This is a genomic window from Bacteroides sp. 43_46 (assembly GCF_001915455.1).
Taxonomy (GTDB): domain Bacteria; phylum Bacteroidota; class Bacteroidia; order Bacteroidales; family Bacteroidaceae; genus Bacteroides; species Bacteroides caccae.
In genome coordinates, this window is sequence record NZ_MNQN01000047.1 from 50247 (window position 1) to 70141 (window position 19895).

11 protein-coding genes and 1 pseudogene are annotated in these 19895 nt (G+C 40.3%); 1 reads left to right on the forward strand and 11 read right to left on the reverse strand.

Annotated features, from left to right (window positions below):
• Nucleotides 1-17: 17 nt before the first annotated feature.
• Complete coding sequence (dinB, locus tag BHV72_RS05215; RefSeq protein ID WP_022042486.1) at nucleotides 18-1109, reverse strand: DNA polymerase IV; 1092 nt, start codon at nucleotides 1107-1109, stop codon at nucleotides 18-20.
• A gap of 179 nt (nucleotides 1110-1288) precedes the next feature.
• Here dinB and BHV72_RS05220 point away from each other — a divergent pair, with 179 nt between their 5' ends.
• On the forward strand, nucleotides 1289-2695 hold the full coding sequence (locus tag BHV72_RS05220) for a DUF4419 domain-containing protein (protein ID WP_182426354.1): 1407 nt from the start codon (nucleotides 1289-1291) through the stop codon (nucleotides 2693-2695).
• A 38-nt stretch (nucleotides 2696-2733) separates the two neighbouring features.
• Here BHV72_RS05220 and BHV72_RS05225 read toward each other — a convergent pair whose 3' ends face one another.
• The 10 genes and pseudogenes from BHV72_RS05225 to BHV72_RS05270 all read right to left on the reverse strand — a co-directional run.
• Complete coding sequence (locus tag BHV72_RS05225; RefSeq protein ID WP_286855020.1) at nucleotides 2734-3888, reverse strand: acyltransferase family protein; 1155 nt, start codon at nucleotides 3886-3888, stop codon at nucleotides 2734-2736.
• Nucleotides 3889-4000: 112 nt separating this feature from the next.
• Nucleotides 4001-4564, reverse strand: coding sequence for a Crp/Fnr family transcriptional regulator (locus tag BHV72_RS05230; protein ID WP_005680254.1), 564 nt, complete (start codon nucleotides 4562-4564; stop codon nucleotides 4001-4003).
• A gap of 51 nt (nucleotides 4565-4615) precedes the next feature.
• Nucleotides 4616-5902, reverse strand: coding sequence for an alpha-L-fucosidase (locus BHV72_RS05235; protein WP_224241536.1), 1287 nt, complete (start codon nucleotides 5900-5902; stop codon nucleotides 4616-4618).
• A 121-nt stretch (nucleotides 5903-6023) separates the two neighbouring features.
• The gene (locus tag BHV72_RS05240; RefSeq protein WP_286855021.1) at nucleotides 6024-7463 is read right to left on the reverse strand and encodes a family 43 glycosylhydrolase; all 1440 of its coding nucleotides are present in this window, start codon (nucleotides 7461-7463) and stop codon (nucleotides 6024-6026) included.
• A 42-nt stretch (nucleotides 7464-7505) separates the two neighbouring features.
• Nucleotides 7506-9812 carry a glycoside hydrolase family 3 N-terminal domain-containing protein gene (locus BHV72_RS05245; protein WP_286855022.1) on the reverse strand — a complete coding sequence of 769 codons (2307 nt, stop codon included), beginning with the start codon at nucleotides 9810-9812 and terminating at the stop codon, nucleotides 7506-7508.
• Nucleotides 9813-9814: 2 nt separating this feature from the next.
• Nucleotides 9815-11518 (reverse strand): hypothetical protein, encoded by a 1704-nt coding sequence (locus tag BHV72_RS05250; protein ID WP_286855023.1) that lies wholly within the window; start codon nucleotides 11516-11518, stop codon nucleotides 9815-9817.
• Between the two features lie 14 nt (nucleotides 11519-11532).
• Nucleotides 11533-14391 (reverse strand): M60 family metallopeptidase, encoded by a 2859-nt coding sequence (locus tag BHV72_RS05255; RefSeq protein WP_286855024.1) that lies wholly within the window; start codon nucleotides 14389-14391, stop codon nucleotides 11533-11535.
• A gap of 31 nt (nucleotides 14392-14422) precedes the next feature.
• On the reverse strand, nucleotides 14423-15832 hold the full coding sequence (locus BHV72_RS05260) for a DUF1735 domain-containing protein (RefSeq protein WP_240049962.1): 1410 nt from the start codon (nucleotides 15830-15832) through the stop codon (nucleotides 14423-14425).
• A 28-nt stretch (nucleotides 15833-15860) separates the two neighbouring features.
• Nucleotides 15861-17744, reverse strand: coding sequence for a RagB/SusD family nutrient uptake outer membrane protein (locus BHV72_RS05265; protein ID WP_149921616.1), 1884 nt, complete (start codon nucleotides 17742-17744; stop codon nucleotides 15861-15863).
• Nucleotides 17745-17750: 6 nt separating this feature from the next.
• Nucleotides 17751-19814, reverse strand: a pseudogene (locus tag BHV72_RS05270) (SusC/RagA family TonB-linked outer membrane protein); the annotation flags it as partial.
• Nucleotides 19815-19895: the final 81 nt, after the last annotated feature.

A 19895-nucleotide genomic window follows, 5' to 3' on the forward strand; every position in this document is an offset into this window, starting at 1 on the left:
GAAATAGAGGCTCTGTTTTATTCCCAGTCACTGAACTCGAAACTGAGCTGTTCCCAGACCCCGTGTTGCTCATCGGCTTCTTCTTTCGGATTGGAAACGGAAAGTCCGATAAGGCGGATCGGATGTTGCTCATATTCCACTGTTTTCAATAATTCCTTGGCGAGTGGAAGCACGCGGTCCAGCGTCGTCAACTCCTGCGACTGGGTGATACTGCGGGTGATCTGACTAAAATCATGGAACTTGATTTTCAGCGTCAGAGTGTTTCCCTTGAACTCTTTTCGTTGCAGTCGTTCTATCAGTTCTACCGCCATGTGATATAGTTCGATAATAACAGATGAACGGGAGGAAATATCCCGTTCCAATGTACGCTCGCACCCGATAGATTTACGAATACGAACCGCTTCCACAGGACGTTCGTCGATCCCTCGTGCACATTCGTAATAAAGTGATCCTACTTTGCCAAAATGCGCGGTCAATGTCTCCAATGAACATTTCCGCAGTTGAAGCCCGTTACGGATTCCCAACAGATGCATTCTCTTTGCCGTGACAGGTCCCACTCCCCAAAAGGATTCAATAGGCAGACGGGCGATGAACTCGAGTGCCTGTTCCGGATGAATGGTACACAACCCGTCCGGTTTACGATAATCCGAAGCTATTTTGGCAAGAAACTTATTATAAGAAATCCCGGCAGATGCAACAAGATTCAACTGGTCGCGAATCTTCTGCTTTATTTCCTTCGCTATATCCACAGCCAAAGAAATACCCTTCTTGTTCTCCGTCACATCCAGGAAAGCCTCATCCAAAGAAAGCGGTTCAATGATATCGGTATATTCATGAAAGATTTCATGTATCTGTCGGGAAACGGACTTATAGACATCCATTCTGCCCGGTACGAAAATTAACTGAGGACAAAGGCGCTTTGCCTTCTGTGAGGACATCGCAGAACGGACACCGTAACGCCGGGCTTCATAGCTGGCAGCAGCTACTACTCCTCTTTCTTCGGCATGACCGACTGCCAGAGGTTTTCCCCGAAGCTCCGGATGATCACGCTGTTCTACGGATGCGTAGAAGGCGTCCATGTCAATGTGTATGATCTTTCTCTGAACCATTTCTTGCGATTAGCAGAGCAAACTTACTATAAATTCCTGAATAATTTCTGTTTAGCGGTTCAAAAAATATTCAAGATTGCACCAAACCGACTCTTAATAATACTATATTTGCATATTATCTATTGAAACCACAGGCGCACCTGAAAAGTTTATATCACAGTACTATATACTTCAATATTATGAAAAAAATACTATTTTGCGTATTAATAATGCTTTGCAGCATTTCCGCATTTGCTCAAAAAAGAATTACTTTCAAAATAGAAAAGCTTTCAACTCCCGAAAACTTCCTTTATTTGCAATCTTACGACGATATCTACAAAAGACTTATCATGTCCGAAACCGAAGTTTTTTCAAAAGAAGTTGAAAAGCAGGAAAAGAATCCGCCGTTCAATATCATCGCAAAAAGCGAAGCTCCCGACAGCCTGGTATCTTATCGCTACCATTCTTTCTTTCAAGGTATGTATCAGGCTTATGCGGACCACAGACCGTTTGTGTTATCTCCGGACATGATCTGGTTGTTAATCAGCCAAGGCTTTGCACGACATATCAACGCTAATCAAGAAGCAATGCGAGATTATATCGTCGATTTCTCCGGAAAACAATCGTTGATTGTTAAGACAGATAAACAGTTGGAAGATCCTACTCTTTCATGGAATGAGATCTTCCCTCAATTTACAGAACAAATAAAAAAACAAGTAGGAAATAGCCTGGTTGAAACCCTGACTTGCAACTTCTCAACAACAACACCTTTAGAGAAAATTGCCTCTGAAATAACAATCATGGAATCCGTGAAGCCTTATTTTGAGTTTATTGTTATACGCATTGTTTGCGGAATCCCGGAAATAACCCTCGAAGGTACACCTGAAGATTGGGAGAAGGTGCTAAGTAAGGCTAAAAGTTTGAAAGGATATAAGCTCGAATGGTGGATCTCCGAGCTGGAACCTCTTCTGGAGGAATTTGTAAAAGCATCCAAAGGCGAAATTAATAAAGGCTTTTGGCGCAATATGTTTAAATATCATTCGCAAGAGAAGTATGGCGCTCCTAATATGATCGACGGCTGGATAGTGAAATTCTTTCCTTATGACAAAAAAGGACAAAGGAACAATCTAAAACAACTGGAAGGCACAGACAGTCTGCCTGATGAAATAGTAAAAGTAGATTTAAAATATCAGGAAGTATATAACAATACAGTTACAGAAACTCCGTTGGAACTTTGGGCAGGCTTCGTCGGGCTTGAACAGAATAAAAGAAACTTCGCTCTACGACCACAAATCAGTTGGATGATCAGAAAGAAAGACCTCACTAACAACAAAGTGAAAAACAAATTAATGGCAGATACACAAGGTACAGGTTTCGGTCGTGGCATTTCTATTAGAGTGAAAGAATTTCCTTCTGTTTTGTTAGAACTCACTGAAATAAAGAAATTGGAAATAAGATTCATTAATCAGATTGATATACCGGATGAAATATCAAAGATAAAAATTGAACATTTAGAGTTATTCGGGAAAATAAGCAAAGAAGGAATTGAACGTATTAAAAGACTATTGCCTGATAGTGATATTAAAATAAATGGTTCACGAATATAAGAAATAGTCCCGATGAACGGGACTATTTCTTATATATATCAGGCCTGTTTCTTAGCCAGAAACTTCTTAGTCAGCCACTTTCTTACAGGTTCATCATACAGCTTCAGACAGAGGTATGCCAACAGGATATTTCCGAAGAATACTATCAAAGCCACCGGCCATGTATCGGAGAAAGTGAGTTTTTCCCCACTCCACAACCAGGCATAATACAAATACATAAAAGGATAATGAACGATGTACAAGGGATAGGATATATCTCCCAGGAATTTGCAAATTCCGGAAGTCCCTTTATCTGTCGTTTTTCCGGAGGCACCCAGGTAAACAAGGATCGGGAAAAGAATAATGGTACATACAGAGTCATAAATACCATTCATCCACGAAGCTTCCATACCACCGATATGTGGTATAGACAGTAGAACAGCAATCGCAATACTACATATCCAGAAAGCTCCTCTAATCTTGACCGGTTTAAAAATACGCGACATCAACAACCCTGCGGAAAAAGCAAACAGCAAACGCAGAAATCCTCCGAGCAGATTATAATCCAGCAATGACCAACCTACACCTAAATGCCCATAACCGGAAAGATTGCATACAGCAAATGAAGCCAGTCCGATCACCGCCAGAATGACAAGCACGGTCAGCTGTTTAGTCGAGAACCGGCGGATAAACAGGGCATACAGAATATTCCCTATATACTCGAAAAACAAAGACCAACTCGGACCGTTCAAAGGATACATTTCTCCATTTCCACGAACTTCGGAACCCGAACCGGGTACAGCCGGAATCAAGAAAAGATTGAGAAGCAATGCAAGCATCACCATAGATATGCTGACCTGCGTACCGTCCCACTTCTCACAACCTTGTATACAAAACGTAATAGCACCTAAAACAGCTCCCAGGATAACCATTGGATGCAAACGGATTAACCTGCGTTTGAAAAAGTCTTTTGTGTTCATCGTTGTTTTCCAACGGTCGTCATAAGCGTAACCAACAACGAATCCCGACAGGATAAAAAAGAAATCGACGGCCAAATAGCCGTGATTGAACCGCTGGTCTATGGGACTTGTGGCAAAGCCTTCAAATATATGATACCATATAACCAAAAGAGCAGCGATTCCTCTCAAGCCGTCAAGGAGTTCATAATGGGGTTTACTATCTGCAAATGCAGCAGAAGAAGAGATGTTTTGCATGATAAATTTATAAATTAGATTATTATTTTGCGTATCACTGATGAGGGCCCAAAGTTACAGAAGTTAGTTATTAAAAAAATTGTCCTACATCAAAATACGCCCCTACCAGAAATTATTTCCGGCTTCTAAGGCGGCTAAGTGTCGGAAGGGTTATTCCAAGATAAGAGGCAATATATCCTAATTGTACCCGCTGGCATATCTGAGGAAACTGCTGCATAAATTCCTCATATCGCTCTTTGGCCGACAAAGTCAGGCGATCTTTGTGTGAACGGTGTAAGCGTCGATATTCATTCTGATGAATGATCCTTCCCCAATTAGCCAGTTCGATATTGGTCTGAAAAAGCCGGATCAAATCAGATAGTGCTATTTTATAGGCAACCACGTCTTCAAGCGTTTCCACAAATTCCTCACTCATTTTATTATAATATAATTCATCCATGCTGAAAACAATCCCTCCTTCACACGAGAAGGAGGTAGTGATTTCCTCTCCGTTGACCAGCCAATAAGAGCGGGTCATTCCTTTTTCGATGAAATAAGCTGATCTGCTATATTGATTAGCCTTTATCAATTGATATTTTTTAGGGAAATGGCAAAGTGTCACATTATCCTTCAATAGTTGTATTGTATCATCAGAAACCGGATACAGAGAGGTCATCATTTCTATTACATTCGTCATAAAGCAAATCCTTAATTGTTTTTCCAGTGGTCACAAAGATAGAAAAAACAATTACTTCAGCAATACAAACGGCAACCATTTTACAAAACGATATTCTCTATCGAGCTTTAAGGCAATGACAGGTATTTGTCGTCCTTTCTCCCAAGCCGGCAAGGATAAGATGACCTCATTATTCTTTCGTTGAATCTTAATCCTTTTACCTGTTGACAAATCAAAAGCTTTGGTTATCTGATAGCCTTCCAAAGAATTTATCCGAAGGGTAGAAACCGGTTTCCGTAAATGCAAGTATATATACTCATCTTTATAGGTACTTCCTATTTCATCAGTTTGCTTGAAAGGACCTCCATGTGTATCATACACAGCTTCTCTATTCCGGTTGATCCATTTCGTCAATTCATATAACCGTTCCACTTGTTCTTCGGGCATCTCTCCGGTAGGTTTAGGTCCGATATTCACTAATAGATTACCGTTACCGCAAAGTGTTTTACTAAACATTCCGATCAGTTCGTCTGCTGTCAGCATCTTAGCATCAGGTTCGTAAGCATATACCGGATAAGTGACGCTGGTACATGCTTCCCATGGAAACGGGGGAGCATCTGTTGTTTTGGCTTCTATTGAGAAGTAGTCGCCCGATGAGCCGTCTGTCCAGAAAGTTTCATGCCCGTCCTCTCCTCTGGTAATAGCCAGACGAGTAGATAACGTATTACTTTTTAGTTTCTTGATATACTGATATAAATCATTTCCTTCTTTTGCAGTCCAAAGAGGATCCAGCCAAAAGCCGTCAAACCACAAGATATCCGGCTGGTAACGGTCTATCAGTTCTTTTGTCTGGTTATGCACAAACCGGATAAAATCTTCCCGCCCATATTTCGGTTCTTTTATTTCTCTTCCAACTTGTGCCATAGAGTTCCAACCGCAATAATCAATGTCTGCTATTGAATAGTAAATGCCATAAAGCAATCCCTGTTTCCGACATTCTTCACCCAATTCCTTCAAAATATCTCGCTTGAAAGGTATGCGGTCTATATCAAAGATAGAATATTCGCTCGGCCAAATGCAAAACCCGTCATGGTGTTTTGAAATGACTACCATATATTTACATCCAGCCTGAACAGCTACATTTACAATCTCTTTAGGATTGAAATTCTGAGGATTCCATTTCATGGTAATAGAGTCCGCCACACTTTTAGGAGTACCATTACCAATAGCCCAGGAATCTCCTGTACCGGGTGAATGACAAGCCATCCAATGAATGAACAAACCCAGTTTGGCATCTTGAAACTGTTTTAGAAGTTTCTTGTCCGTTTGAGGATTAAGTACCGTTGTCTGACTTTGCACACAAGTTAAATATCCACATATAAACAATAATAGAAAAGAGAGTCTTTTAAGCTGCATATAATAGAAGTTATTTAAGTTATTTTTCTATATTCAAAGAGGTGTTTTACCCCATACATCTGAATTAGCGGTCATGATTTTCAAACATAAACCACTCCAGATTCATAAAATCCTGCCCGGTCATAGACGGATCATTGTTCTTGAACACCAGCACCAATGCATGAACACCGGTCACCGGTTTCACTTTTGTCCGGTGAATGGAATAGGCAACATCCCCATTCATCGGTTGCAGCTCACAAGTACCAATCAGTTCTCCATCCGGTTTATCCAAACGGATTTCAATAGTACCGGCAGCATTCTTTCCCCATGTTTTGCAAATGAAAGAATTCACCTCCATTCCTGTAAAATCGAAATATTTCCAGTAAGCACAATCTCCATTCCGTATAGCCGACAAATATTCTACCGGATTGCTATGTGCCGGACGCCGAACAACTACCGTGGTATGCCCCGACAAAAGACAAGCCCTCGCCGCATCCATACGCAATAAAGGATTAATAGGCCCCCCACAACCTTGAGTGGTCATTTCTACTTCATTGATAGTTCCGTCCGGATTAAATACAATGGGTTCCATACAAACCTTGCGCATAGATGAACTAGCATGGGTAGGCCGATGATAAAAGATATACCACTGCCCATCTATTTCAGCAATAGAACCGTGATTGTTCACTAAATTCCGGTCACTCCCCCAATTGTCTATAATTACTCCCCGATATGTATAAGGACCTAATGGAGAAGTAGCCGTAGCATAGTTCAGGGTAGCACAATTAGATTCACCGTGACGCTGGTGCCCGGCATATACATAATAGTAGATGCCATTCCGTTTACGGACCGAACTGCCTTCATTGAATGCATGTTCATTATAAGTCAACAGTTTCTCATGTACTTCACCTTCGATAGATAACATATCCTTACTCAGTTTAGCTCCTTTGGCATTGGCTTGTCCCCAGAATAAATAAGCTTGCCCGTCATCATCTATAAAGACCGAAGGATCAATTCCATGAATTCCGGCTATGGCTTTTCCCTCTTTAAAAGGTCCATAAGGAGAAGAAGATACGGCAACACCTTCATCTTCCTTTTCATTCGTCAGGCAATAGTATAAATAGTATTTGCCGTTGTGATAGATACAATCCGGAGCATAAAGCAACTGGTCGGTATAGTCGACTTGTTTCCCTATACCTTTTGTAGCGAAAGAAAACTGTTCCACATCCCAATTTATCAAATCAGAAGTCGATAACACATCATAGGTATGCGAACACCAGACATTTGTCGGCTCATCACGCGAACCATATACATAGACACGCCCATCAGGCATCTGCCTGGCCTCCGGATCGGCAATATACACGCCCGGAGGAGAAATAGGATTAAGCATTCGATGATTAGTCTTAAGTAATTTGGAAACCTTCTTTCCTGTTTGTTCGGTCACAGCCGTATTTACCATGCGATGCTGTGCCGACAATCCCAAACAAAAGGTTAAGAGTATAAAAAACAGTATCTTATTTCTCATAATTCTATATTTTTTCAGTTCTAACTCTAACGTATCATTTGATTATTTTATAAAAAAGTCTTTTTTGATCCGTATGTCCTCCACCGAACGACCTATCATCAGGTTGAACTTCCCGGATTCGACAACATATTTCATATCTTCATTCCAAAGTCCTAAATCGGAATAAGGAATGACTATCCGAATATCCTTAGATTCTCCCGGATTCAGACTCACTTTCTCAAAACCTTTCAGGCAGGCAACAGGCGTTACAACACTAGAAACACAATCACGTATAAATACTAAAGCGGTTTCTTTTCCTGCCATATTTCCCGTATTCTTAACAGTAAATGTAAATTCAATATCCTGAGTTTGAGGAATGACACTGTCGATTTTCAATCCTGAATATTCATAACTCGTATAGCTTAATCCATGACCGAAACAAAATGCAGGTTTTTCATCTTCTCTGGAAGAACCCAAACCATAACCCGTCCAATATCTGGAAGGTCTTTGATAATAATACATTGGGATTTGACCGGCATGTTTGGGAATGGTAATTGGCAATTTGCCCGAAGGATTCACTTCTCCAAATAATATTTCAGCTAAAGCTTGTCCGCCATACATTCCCGGTTCCCACACATCTACTATGGTTGGGATGTTTTTGGTTATCCATTCGTTATTTAGAGGTTTGCCATTTACAATGACGATAACTACGGGAGTACCAGTGGCATGTATTGCTTGGACCAGCTCCAACTGTCGTCCGTAGAAATCTATTGAAGGACGGTCCGCCGATTCTCCATAAGTTCTTAATCCCCATTCCGAACGTATTCCATATCCTCCAATTGCAACAATTGCCAAATCGGACTGCCGGGCCTTTCGGACAGCATCATCAATACTGTAATCAGAGATGCCGCCGCCTTCGGTTATCAGCTTCTTCTGGATAGCAGGATCGGTAGTATTTACCGACAGATCAGATTTCTTTGCCTTAATCCGTCCGCTATTGCTGTATAAGATCGACTGCTCGGGAGAGGCTGCCGCCTGAATACCCTCCAGAATAGTAGTTACGTGGTCATCCGGTTGAAAGATAGACCAGTCACCCAAAATACTTTGATTGTCAGCATTCGGTCCGGTAACTAAAATCTTCTTGTATTTAGTCCTGTCAAGAGGTAGGATTTGCCGGTCATTTTTAAGCAAGACAATGGCTTCTCTAGCAGCTTCCAAAGCCAATGCTTTGTTCTCTTTGCTACCATAACTATCTTCTTCAGGAGATACATAACGCTTCTCAAACAATCCCAGCTCGAATTTAATCTTCAAGATTCTTCTGACAGCATCATCAATACGCCGGGGAGATACTTTCTTTTCCCTGACTAACTCTACGAGCGGACGTACAAAGCGTGCCGAGTCAGCAGAATACATATGCATATCCAAACCGGCATTGACCGACTTACAAACAGCCTCTTTCTGATTTTCAGCTATCTGATGCAAAGAAGTAGCCAAATTCTCCACATCTCCCATATCACTGATAAAAAAGCCTTTAAAACCATACTCCTGCTTGATTATATCAGTCAACAACCACTTGGACGCATGTACCGGCACTCCTGCAATATCATTATGTCCGGGCATAATAGTCATACATCCGGCCTCTATGGCTGCCTTGAAGGGAGGCAGAAAATACGAACGGAGTGCCCGTTCAGACAGTTCGGCACTAGCATGATTACATCCTCCGACGGATGCGCCTCCCCCCACCAGATGTTTGACTGAAACAGCCACTTTCTTAAAAGGATTTTCATTGCCCTGGTACCCCCGTATAGCCTCTTTAACCAATTCGCTTGTCAGAAAAGGATCTTCGCCATAGGTTTCACCGGTCCTTCCCCAACGGGCATCCTGAACGATATCTATACAAGGAGCAAATGCCCAATGTATACCGGAGGAACGGATTTCTTCACCGGCCTTCGAAGTCGTGCGATAAATTAATTCCCGGTTGAAAGTAGCGGCCATGCTTATGGAAGTCGGGAAAATCGTTCTGCCCGTAAGCATTGCATATCCATGTGCCGCGTCCATGCCTATAAGATAAGGAATCTTCAGACGGGTTTGTTCGGACAGTTTTTGTAGTTGATTGCATTCTTCAGGCTCCAAATCCGCCAGCCATGCACCGAAATCATAATATCCATTCTTAAATATGGCCTCTTTATCCCATACGGTAACCATATCCATTTGCCCTATCTTTTCCTCCAATGTCATCTGCGCAAGCAATGCTTCCACTCTTTTGTCTACAGGTTGTTTGGCATCCATATAAACGGAGGTGTCTACCTCTTGCGTAGACCGACAAGACATAAGAAATAAAATTAAAGTATATAAAATCAATTTCTTCATGTTTATTCAAATTTTATCGTTTTATAATTTTCGATTGGGTTCAGGCATACATTACCCGGTTCTATTATCGGGATAACTGCTCCGGATAGTTTCACTTTCTTACCTTCATAAATAACTTCACCCATTTCACGACGTTCCAGACCTGTATTTAAAGATATGAAAAAGGGAAATAGATCGTGTCCTGTTGCAAGACTCATGTCCTCTATCATCTCTTCCCAAGTCAGAAGTCGCATCGGATCGTTTTTCCAACGGGTATACTGGATATGTTTCCACCGGGCATACCAAGTATTTCCATATGTGTCGTCCAAACGTTGCCAGATATACCAAAGTTTATACCAGCCTGCCCCGTAAGAAAATTGCTTGGCATACTCTCCGTCATTTGTATATCTTTTTAAGTCTAGTTGTCTGAATTCGGAAGAACGGAAGAAATCTTCGCACTTTTTATTCGCATGTTGCCGGAGTTCCTCATTATAAAGTGCCTCTACTTTCCCTTGAAACCAACCGGCATGTGCTTCTCCCTGATTTCCAAAAGGTACATCACCAGCCGCTTGTCCTTTCTCGTTGACCGGGCCTGCCAGTGTATGTGCCAGTTCATGTCCATAAATAGAAATCAGACTGGCTGAATCTTGACTAATAATACCATTCTCCTTAGGAAAGAAACTGTTGACAGCCCAGCCTCCTCCACTTCCGGCAGAGAGAACGAGAAACATCGGTTCCTCGGTTTGCCGAGACGGATACCATTGCAACAATGTATCGTTTATCCTAAAGAATTCTTTTTTTATACATTCAAGAAGAGTATGGTTAACAGTAGGCGCATAATAAGTGACCATACCATTAATAACACTTTCCAATTCCGGATAGATAGCTCCGCCACCACCCATTGTTTGGGGCAAACGAGGCTCTCCTCCCACCGGAACCTGTTTCTCACATAACCAGTCCATTATTTGGTCAACAAAAGCACTTCCCGCTTCTCCATTACTTAGAAAATCATCTAAAGCCGTACCGACTGCTATACGTCCCTTACCATATTCACGGTAAGCGCGGATAGGCAAACTGTCACTCCCCATTTCCCAAGGTATCCACTGTTCTGAAAGAGCCAAACCAATATGCCGACGATTCTTATAGTTCTGATAATCTTTGGTATAACTTGCATCAAAATTCTTGAGCAACCGGTTCAGAGACCAATTATCGACCTGTTCTGCTTTTACAGGATCAGCCAGAATAATCAAGCCACCTCCCTCAGATACAAAATCTTTGAGCAAGAGACACTCCTGCTCCGTATAAACCGGAGCAGAAGGGTCATTCTGAAAAGTAATGATTACGTTATATCTAAAATTAGGATACCAGGCAAAAGGATAAATCTTACGTTCCGGATCATATGGAATACGGATACGGGACACCCCCTTCTCATCCAGGACACTACCGAGTGAGGCTTGTGACGATACACTACGAAATCCTTTCTGGTGTAACATATCCGGCAATCCCCACATGAAATTGAACGAACATTGATGCGAAAGATCAATAAGGACATTATATCCTTTATCTATCGTCATGGCAATGGGAGCAGGAGGATATTTCTTCCCGATTTCGACAGGTAGAGTTTCTCCGGAATGCCACGCCTCGGTGATAATTTGTTCTTCATCTTTCAGTGTGCACCCAGTGACGAGCACAGTAATCCAAAGCATTAATAAACATCTGATAATCATTACTTATATACATTTTATTTGGAACGTTCAACAGTTATCAGTTTACCGTCTGCTTGTACGGCTCTGATAGTACATTGGCTGACAGGAAGTTCGTCGGGTAAAGTGAATTTCAGGAAGTTAGAGAAGTATTTTCGTTCTCCGTCTTTCCAGATTTCAAAAGCTACCGCTTCATTACCGTTAATTATGGTTACTTGCTGTCCACTGACACTATAAGTCGGGGTCTTGGTTATCTTTTGATTCTCTTTAAACTGAGTATAGTGCCCTACATCCCCTATTTTACCAGTCAGTCCCAGACTTTCCAAACCTGCATCTCCGTCTTTCCGATCTTCAATATAGTAGAAAGGTTGAGGATTCGGATATTTGGAAGTGTATTCTCTAGTTTCTGCAATCATTGCATTGGTGACAGTATAGCGATTTGGCCCATATTGTTCGATAGTTTCGTCTACCGGAGTCATAAATCCCCACATATCAAAGAAATCTGCCAAATTCTTTTGAGCTATGTCACTGGCATATTTCACAAATTGCATTTGTCGTTCTCCTACAGGGATATTATTCAAGTTTCTATTATTACGCAATTTCTTGAATAATTCCGGGTAGAAATCGGATTTGATACCGCATCGGTGGAAATAAAGCCATAATTGCCAGTATATACGCATATGAATTTCCGTATCTTCCTTCTTGGGATCGCCAAGGAAATTACAGAAAGGACGGTTATTCAGTTTCCTGTCTGCCAATACGCTCAACGGAGCTCCGTTTGAACATTCTCTCCCTATTTTATAAAGTACATAATTTGAAAAGAGGTTATTGGATGACTCAAAACAACCGGTCCAGGCAATAGCTCCCTGGTGAAGGTGACCGATTTCATGGGCAGGGCCCCAGCAGCGTCGTTCGGTATATAACTTTTCAGTAGGCATAAATTCGTCCAATGCATTAATCCCGAAACCTATTTGTCCGTTACCGGCCCACATATAGCTATCATCATTGATCGAAGAACCATTCACATGATTATTGAACAATGCAGGACGAATATCCTCCAAGCCCAATAGTTCGTATTGCCAGTTCACAAAATGATCAAACATAGTGATATACTCAACTATAGAATTCGGCTGCCACTGAAGTAACTTGGTACGATGAAAATTCAGTAACATTTCATTTCCCTTAATAAGAAAGTATTCATAGGTCGCCTTTTGGAGAAGTTCCGTGTAAACAGCATCAGTCTTATCCCTTTCCAAATCAAAATAACCGCTAACTGTACCGGAAGTCAATGGTATATGAATCTTTACAGGCTTCGCATTCTCCGAAGTTAGTTCGGTGTTATACATAACAAACAACATACCATCACCCTTCATTTGGAGTTTGTTGATACCTTCATTCAACATGTATTTGTCTCCACTCAAATTGGAGGATCGAATCGCTTGTAAACTAATAGTATTCCCATAAGTTTCTCCTACCATGACTATTAATTCATCACCTGAATTTACATAGATACCAGTAGGATTATCCAAATCAGTGTATGATTTCATATACAGTTTATCAGCCCAATTATTAGGAGTACTATAAGGTTTGTATTCCTGAATTCGGAATTTCTTTTCCCAAGTATCATAAGTGCCGTTTTTCAGTTGCATAGCTATATTGATAAAATAGCCGGGCAATGCTTGAATTTGTTGCATAGTTGCCTCCGGACGCACTTCGCTACAAGTGAGATCTGTAAATACACTTAACAGCTGTTTCTCTTGTTCACTCAAGCCTGATTTCATCTCATAAAATTCGATTTCTTCACAGTTTACATAATCATCTTTTGCGGTATTGATTACAACCTTTAATTTAGTGATCTTTGCTAATGGTTTATCCATAGCAAGTTTAGTCTGCGAAGTTGACTTCTTGAAATCGTATGAACCCAGAAGAATATATTCAGGTGTGTCTTGTGTCGCATAATACAGGTCAAATATCCCCCAATGACCTCCTCCGGTACTTCGCGGAGTATAAACAAAATAATCCAATGTATGTGTTCCGTCAAAATCAAACTCAAGAATGACAGGGAATTTCGTGGCTCCCGCAGCCCAAGGACTATGATAAAAATTATTTCCACCAAGTCCATCCCAACATTTTTCTATTTCTTGTCCCGGTTGATGCTGACTGGCAGTTCCACCGATAGGTTTGAACATAACATCTCCTCCCGGTTCAACATCATCGGTATTGGGTTCCAACGGTTTTTGTTGAATAACACATTCAGCCGCTACGCCTTCATATTTCTCATTATCAAAATGAATAGAAGCAGAACGCACCTCTCCGTACATCGCATAATTATCAATATGGAAAGTATGTTCTTTACTACTCAGGGCACGTGTATCAGGAATAGTCGTCTCGTTCAACCAATCACAGACTTCTGGTATATTGACCTTATAATCTATATTGGATGTAATTTTAAGTCTTACATCTCCACCGTCGGCAGATAATGTGGTAGCAGTAAGCGGAGTAACCAAAATTGCCGGACCATATCCTAGTTGCCGAACCTTGATAGTATATTCTTTGACTGTCGAAACAACTTTTACTACTGCTTCTCTGACCTCTGGTTCTTCACTGGCAGGAATATACAGACGCACCATGTTTTCGTCAATAACTTTCGTCGCCATACACCAGTTTGGGGCAGAAGATGTAATACGCCATTCATCTTTGGATAAATTGGTAATTACCGGTATTTCGATATCATGTTTTTTGTTATCGAAATCCTGTATTAGAAATTCTTCCGCTATTTCCAATTGAGGTATAGAATGATTTTCATCTTCATCATTGCATCCACAGAAGACCGGCATGCAGCATATAAGCATAACCAAAATTAAGCTTTTGATTCTTTGTATATCTTGTTTATCCATACATTTTTAATTTATAAGTATATTATTTGATTTATTCCGCAACCCATAAATTTAACTCGGCAATAGCTATAGCATTCAGTATTGACTCTTTAGAATGAGTCGATTCAATACGCAGATATCTGAACGAACCAGACATTGGCACCATAAGTTCCGATTCATAAGTGGCTCCCATTTCTGACAATGGCAGATCATCACTTAAAGTTTTCAATAAAGTAAAGTCTATTCCATTCTCACTTGTATAAATATTGAGCTCTTGCGGATTTGCATTACCATTGTTAGAACCATTTGCGGCGGTTCTAGTGATATAGCTAAATTTAAAACCACTATACACATGAGGCAATTCAACCTGTATATATGGGAATTCCGAGAAATCACTAGGATAACCATGAAATGCCCAATACGAATGGAAGGAGGTATTGATATCTCCATCAATGATATTGACAAGTTGCGTACGTGGATCCAATGATTCAAAATCTTCGGTTCTCGCATTACTGGAGATCATGCTTTCTGTCAGTTTGATCTCTTTTAATTCTGTTATATCAATATGCTTCTGATATACGATACCAGCCAGATAAGTATTTACCCCTTCTTTAATGTCAAATGTAGGCATACTACATTCGGACAATTCTATCGGTAACATGTATTTACCAAATTTCAAATCATCCGGAATATTAATTTTAACCGTAGCGATACTTGTACTTTTTCCGGAAACGAACGAAACCTTTTCTGCTAAAGTATAACAATTATCCGGTAGTAATTCGAAATCTGCATGATTAGTCTCATTATAAGCAGTCAACAATTCAGGATTAATCTTTAAAGTGCAATCAAAATTCCAATTATTTTCCATCGGCATACTTATAGGTATAGTAATATCGAAACTTGTTTCCCCACCTTCTTCCGCTTTATAAGGCTGATAACCTGATTTTTCAAAATAGAGATAAGGGGTGACAATATCCGGAACAATAAATATTTGCCTTTTATCAATATTGATATCATCACTAGAATTATTCAAGACAAGTGGCAAAATATAGTTGGCCTTATCCAATTCTTTAATTTTATCAATATAGAAAAACGCTTTTACCTTTTTGTGGTTATCGGTATCTTCAAACGCCAATGTTGGTGTTTCCAGCTTGAAACAGTTATCAGGTAACAATTTATAATCCGTTTCATTTTCTGCATTATAAATTTGTATATTAACAGCATCTAAAACAGAAACATCAACTGTTGAATATTTCTTTGAATTATATCCGGCCCTAATAACGGTGAATTCACAACTGGCTTCATTACTTGTATCATAAATAGTAACATGCTGCTCTCCATTATTTTTAAAATAGAGAATAGACTCATATTGATCCAGATAATCCTCACATCCATCATCACAAGCGCCTAATGACACTAATGCGAGAAAAAAGATGATGATTTTAAATATATTGTTTTTCATACAGTTTTCTTTTTGTTGATTTACGAAATTACCACCCATAATTTTGTGTCAGTTGTTTGTTCAAGCTGATTTCTGTCTGAGTAAACGGATACAAGTAATGTTGTTTTTTGAATACACGTTTTTCAAACACTGTTCTTTCCCAAAAACTATCAGGAGTTACATCACCGCTTCCGGTAGTTTCCACATTCATACCCCACATCTTACCCCCGTCACATTCTTCAGCGATTTTCCAAGTACGAGTATCAAAAAAACGATGATTTTCGAAAGCCAGCTCTACACGACGTTCTTTACGGCATAAATCAAGTAATTCATTATCATCAGCATGAGGATAAGATTCAGTAATAGACGGCAGAGCAACTCTTGCTCTCAGCTCTTGCCACACTTCCATTGCTTTGGTATAATAATTAGCCGGGATATTCACCCCTCTAATTTTACATTCTAACACAGCCTCTATAAAATTCAAGTAAATTTCTCCCAACCGGAAAGTCGGAAAAGTAATTTCTCCCCATTGTCCATTTGCCGAATTAGCCGTATGGTCATAAAAGCGATTCACCAAAAAACCAGACTTAGGACGAGCGTCCGAAGTATAGCCGTTGGCCCCATGAGCAAAAGAAGTAAGTGTCATTTCATTACCATGATGCCATTTGCTCCCACTAAAGAAAACTGTTACATAAAAACGCGGATCTCTTTCCGTACACATCTTTACAGTATTCAGTTTGTAAGAAGCAGCTCCTCCCCATGCAGGATAGACGAAATCAGTATAAGCCATCTCGTCCATAGGATAACCAGACTCCTGATCAACTATAGGACTACCGTCTGATTCATAACCTGTAATAGGAAACCTACCTGTCTTTGCCATTGGATAGGCATCCACTTGTTGCTGAGTAACCCCGACAAATCCCCAAGAAGAACTACCTGCAACGGAAGTAGGACATGTATGAGCCGACATTATAAAACGCCCTTTCGAACCGGTAGTCCATATTAACTCACTGTTCCACTTTTCTTGTGTTATGCCATAATAATTATCATACGGATCATCATCATCAGAGTGATATAATTGGTAAAGATTGCCATCAATGATCTTGTATGCTGCATCTGCTGCCGTTTTCCACTTTGCCGCATCATAATTCTGCGGAAATAGATTCGTTCCATCAGGATTTTTAACAGAGGCATACATCGTATTTCCATTAAACAAATCACGTGCAGAATAAAGAGTCAAGCGTGAGATTATGGCTTGGCAAGCACCTTTGGTAGCCAAGCCCTTTTCTGTACTGGAAGTCCAATTAGACTTCATATACGGGCTATCAATCAACGAATTCAACTCACCTATTACATAATTCACACATTCATCCCATGTATTACGGGGACGTTCCAGCTCAGCTGCACTTTTTGTAAAATCAAGTAGCTCATCATGCAGAATGAATACCGGTCCGTAGATTCTCATCATCAGAAAATAGTAATAACAACGTGCAAAACGAGTTTGTACCTTCCACTGTTCTTTTTCATCATTGCTCAACAACGGGTCAGTACAACGATCAATATTAGCTAAAAATATGTTACACTCACGTATCCCTCTATAATAAGTACTCATACGTTCGTAAGGTACATTTGACGGATTCCAAGCTCCGGAAGTCATAATATGATATTCACGGTCCCGCATTGAAACTGTTACTTCATCAGCTGCCCCGCTCCATGGAGTATATTGGAAATCATTAGCGTCATCCGGTAAGAAACTCATAGTAGTTAACCAATATTTACGTGAATCCGCACGGGTTTCCCACACTTTATCCAAAGTCAGCGCTTCATCTTCCTGTCTATCCAGAAAAGAGTCACATGATGTTTGTGACAGCAGTAAGGCACACACAAACAAAGAAGAACAGTATTTAGTTATTTTTTTCATATATCGTTTCATATTATATTAGAATTTAGCGTTCAAACCTATTGTGAAAACTCTTAATGGAGGATAAATACCTCCGTCTGAACTTCCGGTTTCCGGATCCCATAATTTGAATTTACTAAAGGTCAGCAAATTACTCCCTGAGACATAAATACGGGTAGATTTGATAAACGTTTTTTCAAGAATAGACTTGGGAATAGTGTATCCAATTTCAAAATTTTTCAGTCGCAAGAAGCGCCCGTCCCGCATAGTAAGTGTAGATGTCTGGTTATTGTTAGTAGAACCTTCCCCACCGGCTTCACTCAATCTGGGATAGTAAGCAGCCTGGTTCTGTTCCGGTGTATTGGTTGTCTTCCACACATGATCGTAAATATCAGCATTGATTGCACTTTGATTAATATTACCGGTAGAGAAAGGACGCATTGCAGTGCCGCCAATATAGAAAGTACAATGAGCTATTCCCTGGAAGAAAGCATTGATATCCCAGCTTCTCCATTGGGCAGTCAGTCCGAAACCATAAGTAATCTCCGGAATATTTGTATATCCTAAAGCCACTTTATCATATGTATCAACCACTCCGTCTCCATTAACGTCTCTGTATCTGACATCACCCACACGATAAGTTCCAAAATTCTGTTCAGGAGCATTGTCTATTTCTTCCTGGCTTTGAAACAATCCTTCAGCTATAAGTCCGAAAGTATGGTTTCCTCCAGTTCCGAATGTTTTTCCAATACTGTTTTGATATTTATAAAGGTGTTCTACTTCGTCGTTATTCAGTAATTTATTCCGGTTGAATGTAAAATTAGCCCGCCCGGTCAAAAACACCTCTCCGACTTTTTCCTCATATTCGAGTGTTGCATCCACTCCCCGGTTAACAGACGCCCCGATATTGGTTTTCGGTTTTGTTGTCAGTCCGACGATAGCCGGAAGTCCTTGTCGGTTAATAAATACCCCTTCACGTTTTTCATGAAAATAATCAGCTTGTATCTTAATTCTGTCAAACAGTCTCATTTCAAATCCCAAATTGGTTTTATAAGCTTTTTCCCAACTGACATTTAAATTTTCAACATTTCCGACTTGGATACCTCCGCCTCCTTCACTTCCATTCTCACCATAATTCCACCCATTGTTGGTGCTGATAGTTGATTGATAAATCCACCGGTCTCCACCAATCGCGTCATTTCCCACACTACCATAGGACGCTTTCAATTTCAATTCACTGACAACCGGAAGAATTGGTTCCCAGAATTTCTCATTAGAAATCATCCAACCGACAGCATAAGCCGGGAAAAATCCGAACCGATGTCCCTTGGCAAAGTTTTCCGAACCGTTATATCCCATATTAAATTCAGCAAAATAAGTATCCTTAAAAGCATAAGTCACACGCCCGGCAAGTCCTTGATATTTATAAGGTAATGAAAGGGTTTTGCTATAAGTCAGTTTCTTGTTTGTAACCTTATGATTGTATAAAAGCATGGCACCTACACGATGTTTTTCGGCAAACAACCGATTATAGTTGATACTACCTTCCAAATAGGTAGTAATGGAACCACTACCACTTTCACTAAGTCCTAATTCGTCTGTTCCGGTCACAATAGGACTACCAAAAATCAAATTCCCGTCTTCATCACGACCCTTAGCATAATATTGATTCGGTGTTTTAGAACGAACAATGGTGTTAGTATTAACCGCATCCCAGGAAAATTTAATAGAAGCTGTTAGCCCTTTGGTGACTAAATCTCCTAAATCCTGATTGATTCCGATAAGTGACTGTGCGGAATTCCAAAATTGTTCGCGATATCCGGAATGAACTAAAAGATTCCAAGGATTCTCGCCACCTTGCATACTCGGATAAGAAAGAGTTCCGTCTGAATATTCTTTAGGATAAACACCGGGAGAAGCTTCGAAAGCTCTCGACCAGATTTTATCTTTCTCTACACCGGGACCATAAAACTTCTCATATATATTGGCCAGATTTACATTCAGAACAGTAGACTTTGTTACATTAAAATCCATATTAGCACGGAAGCTATATTTATTGTAACGAAGAGATGTATCATAGTCATATCGTTGCCCTGCATTTCTAACTCAATATTTTGCAAGTAATAAGTCAGAAATATGGCCTTAATCTTTAATGGTACATTCTAAAGGACGAAGATTTAACGC

Bases quoted from the DNA above. Each gene is read 5' to 3' on its own strand.
- BHV72_RS05260 (WP_240049962.1), bottom strand. From the start codon at position 15,832: ATGAAAAACAATATATTTAAAATCATCATCTTTTTTCTCGCATTAGTG.
- BHV72_RS05255 (WP_286855024.1), bottom strand. From the start codon at position 14,391: ATGGATAAACAAGATATACAAAGAATCAAAAGCTTAATTTTGGTTATG.
- BHV72_RS05250 (WP_286855023.1), bottom strand. From the start codon at position 11,518: ATGATTATCAGATGTTTATTAATGCTTTGGATTACTGTGCTCGTCACT.
- BHV72_RS05220 (WP_182426354.1), top strand. From the start codon at position 1,289: ATGAAAAAAATACTATTTTGCGTATTAATAATGCTTTGCAGCATTTCC.
- dinB (WP_022042486.1), bottom strand. From the start codon at position 1,109: ATGGTTCAGAGAAAGATCATACACATTGACATGGACGCCTTCTACGCA.
- BHV72_RS05245 (WP_286855022.1), bottom strand. From the start codon at position 9,812: ATGAAGAAATTGATTTTATATACTTTAATTTTATTTCTTATGTCTTGT.
- BHV72_RS05230 (WP_005680254.1), bottom strand. From the start codon at position 4,564: ATGACGAATGTAATAGAAATGATGACCTCTCTGTATCCGGTTTCTGAT.
- BHV72_RS05240 (WP_286855021.1), bottom strand. From the start codon at position 7,463: ATGAGAAATAAGATACTGTTTTTTATACTCTTAACCTTTTGTTTGGGA.
- BHV72_RS05225 (WP_286855020.1), bottom strand. From the start codon at position 3,888: ATGCAAAACATCTCTTCTTCTGCTGCATTTGCAGATAGTAAACCCCAT.
- BHV72_RS05265 (WP_149921616.1), bottom strand. From the start codon at position 17,744: ATGAAACGATATATGAAAAAAATAACTAAATACTGTTCTTCTTTGTTT.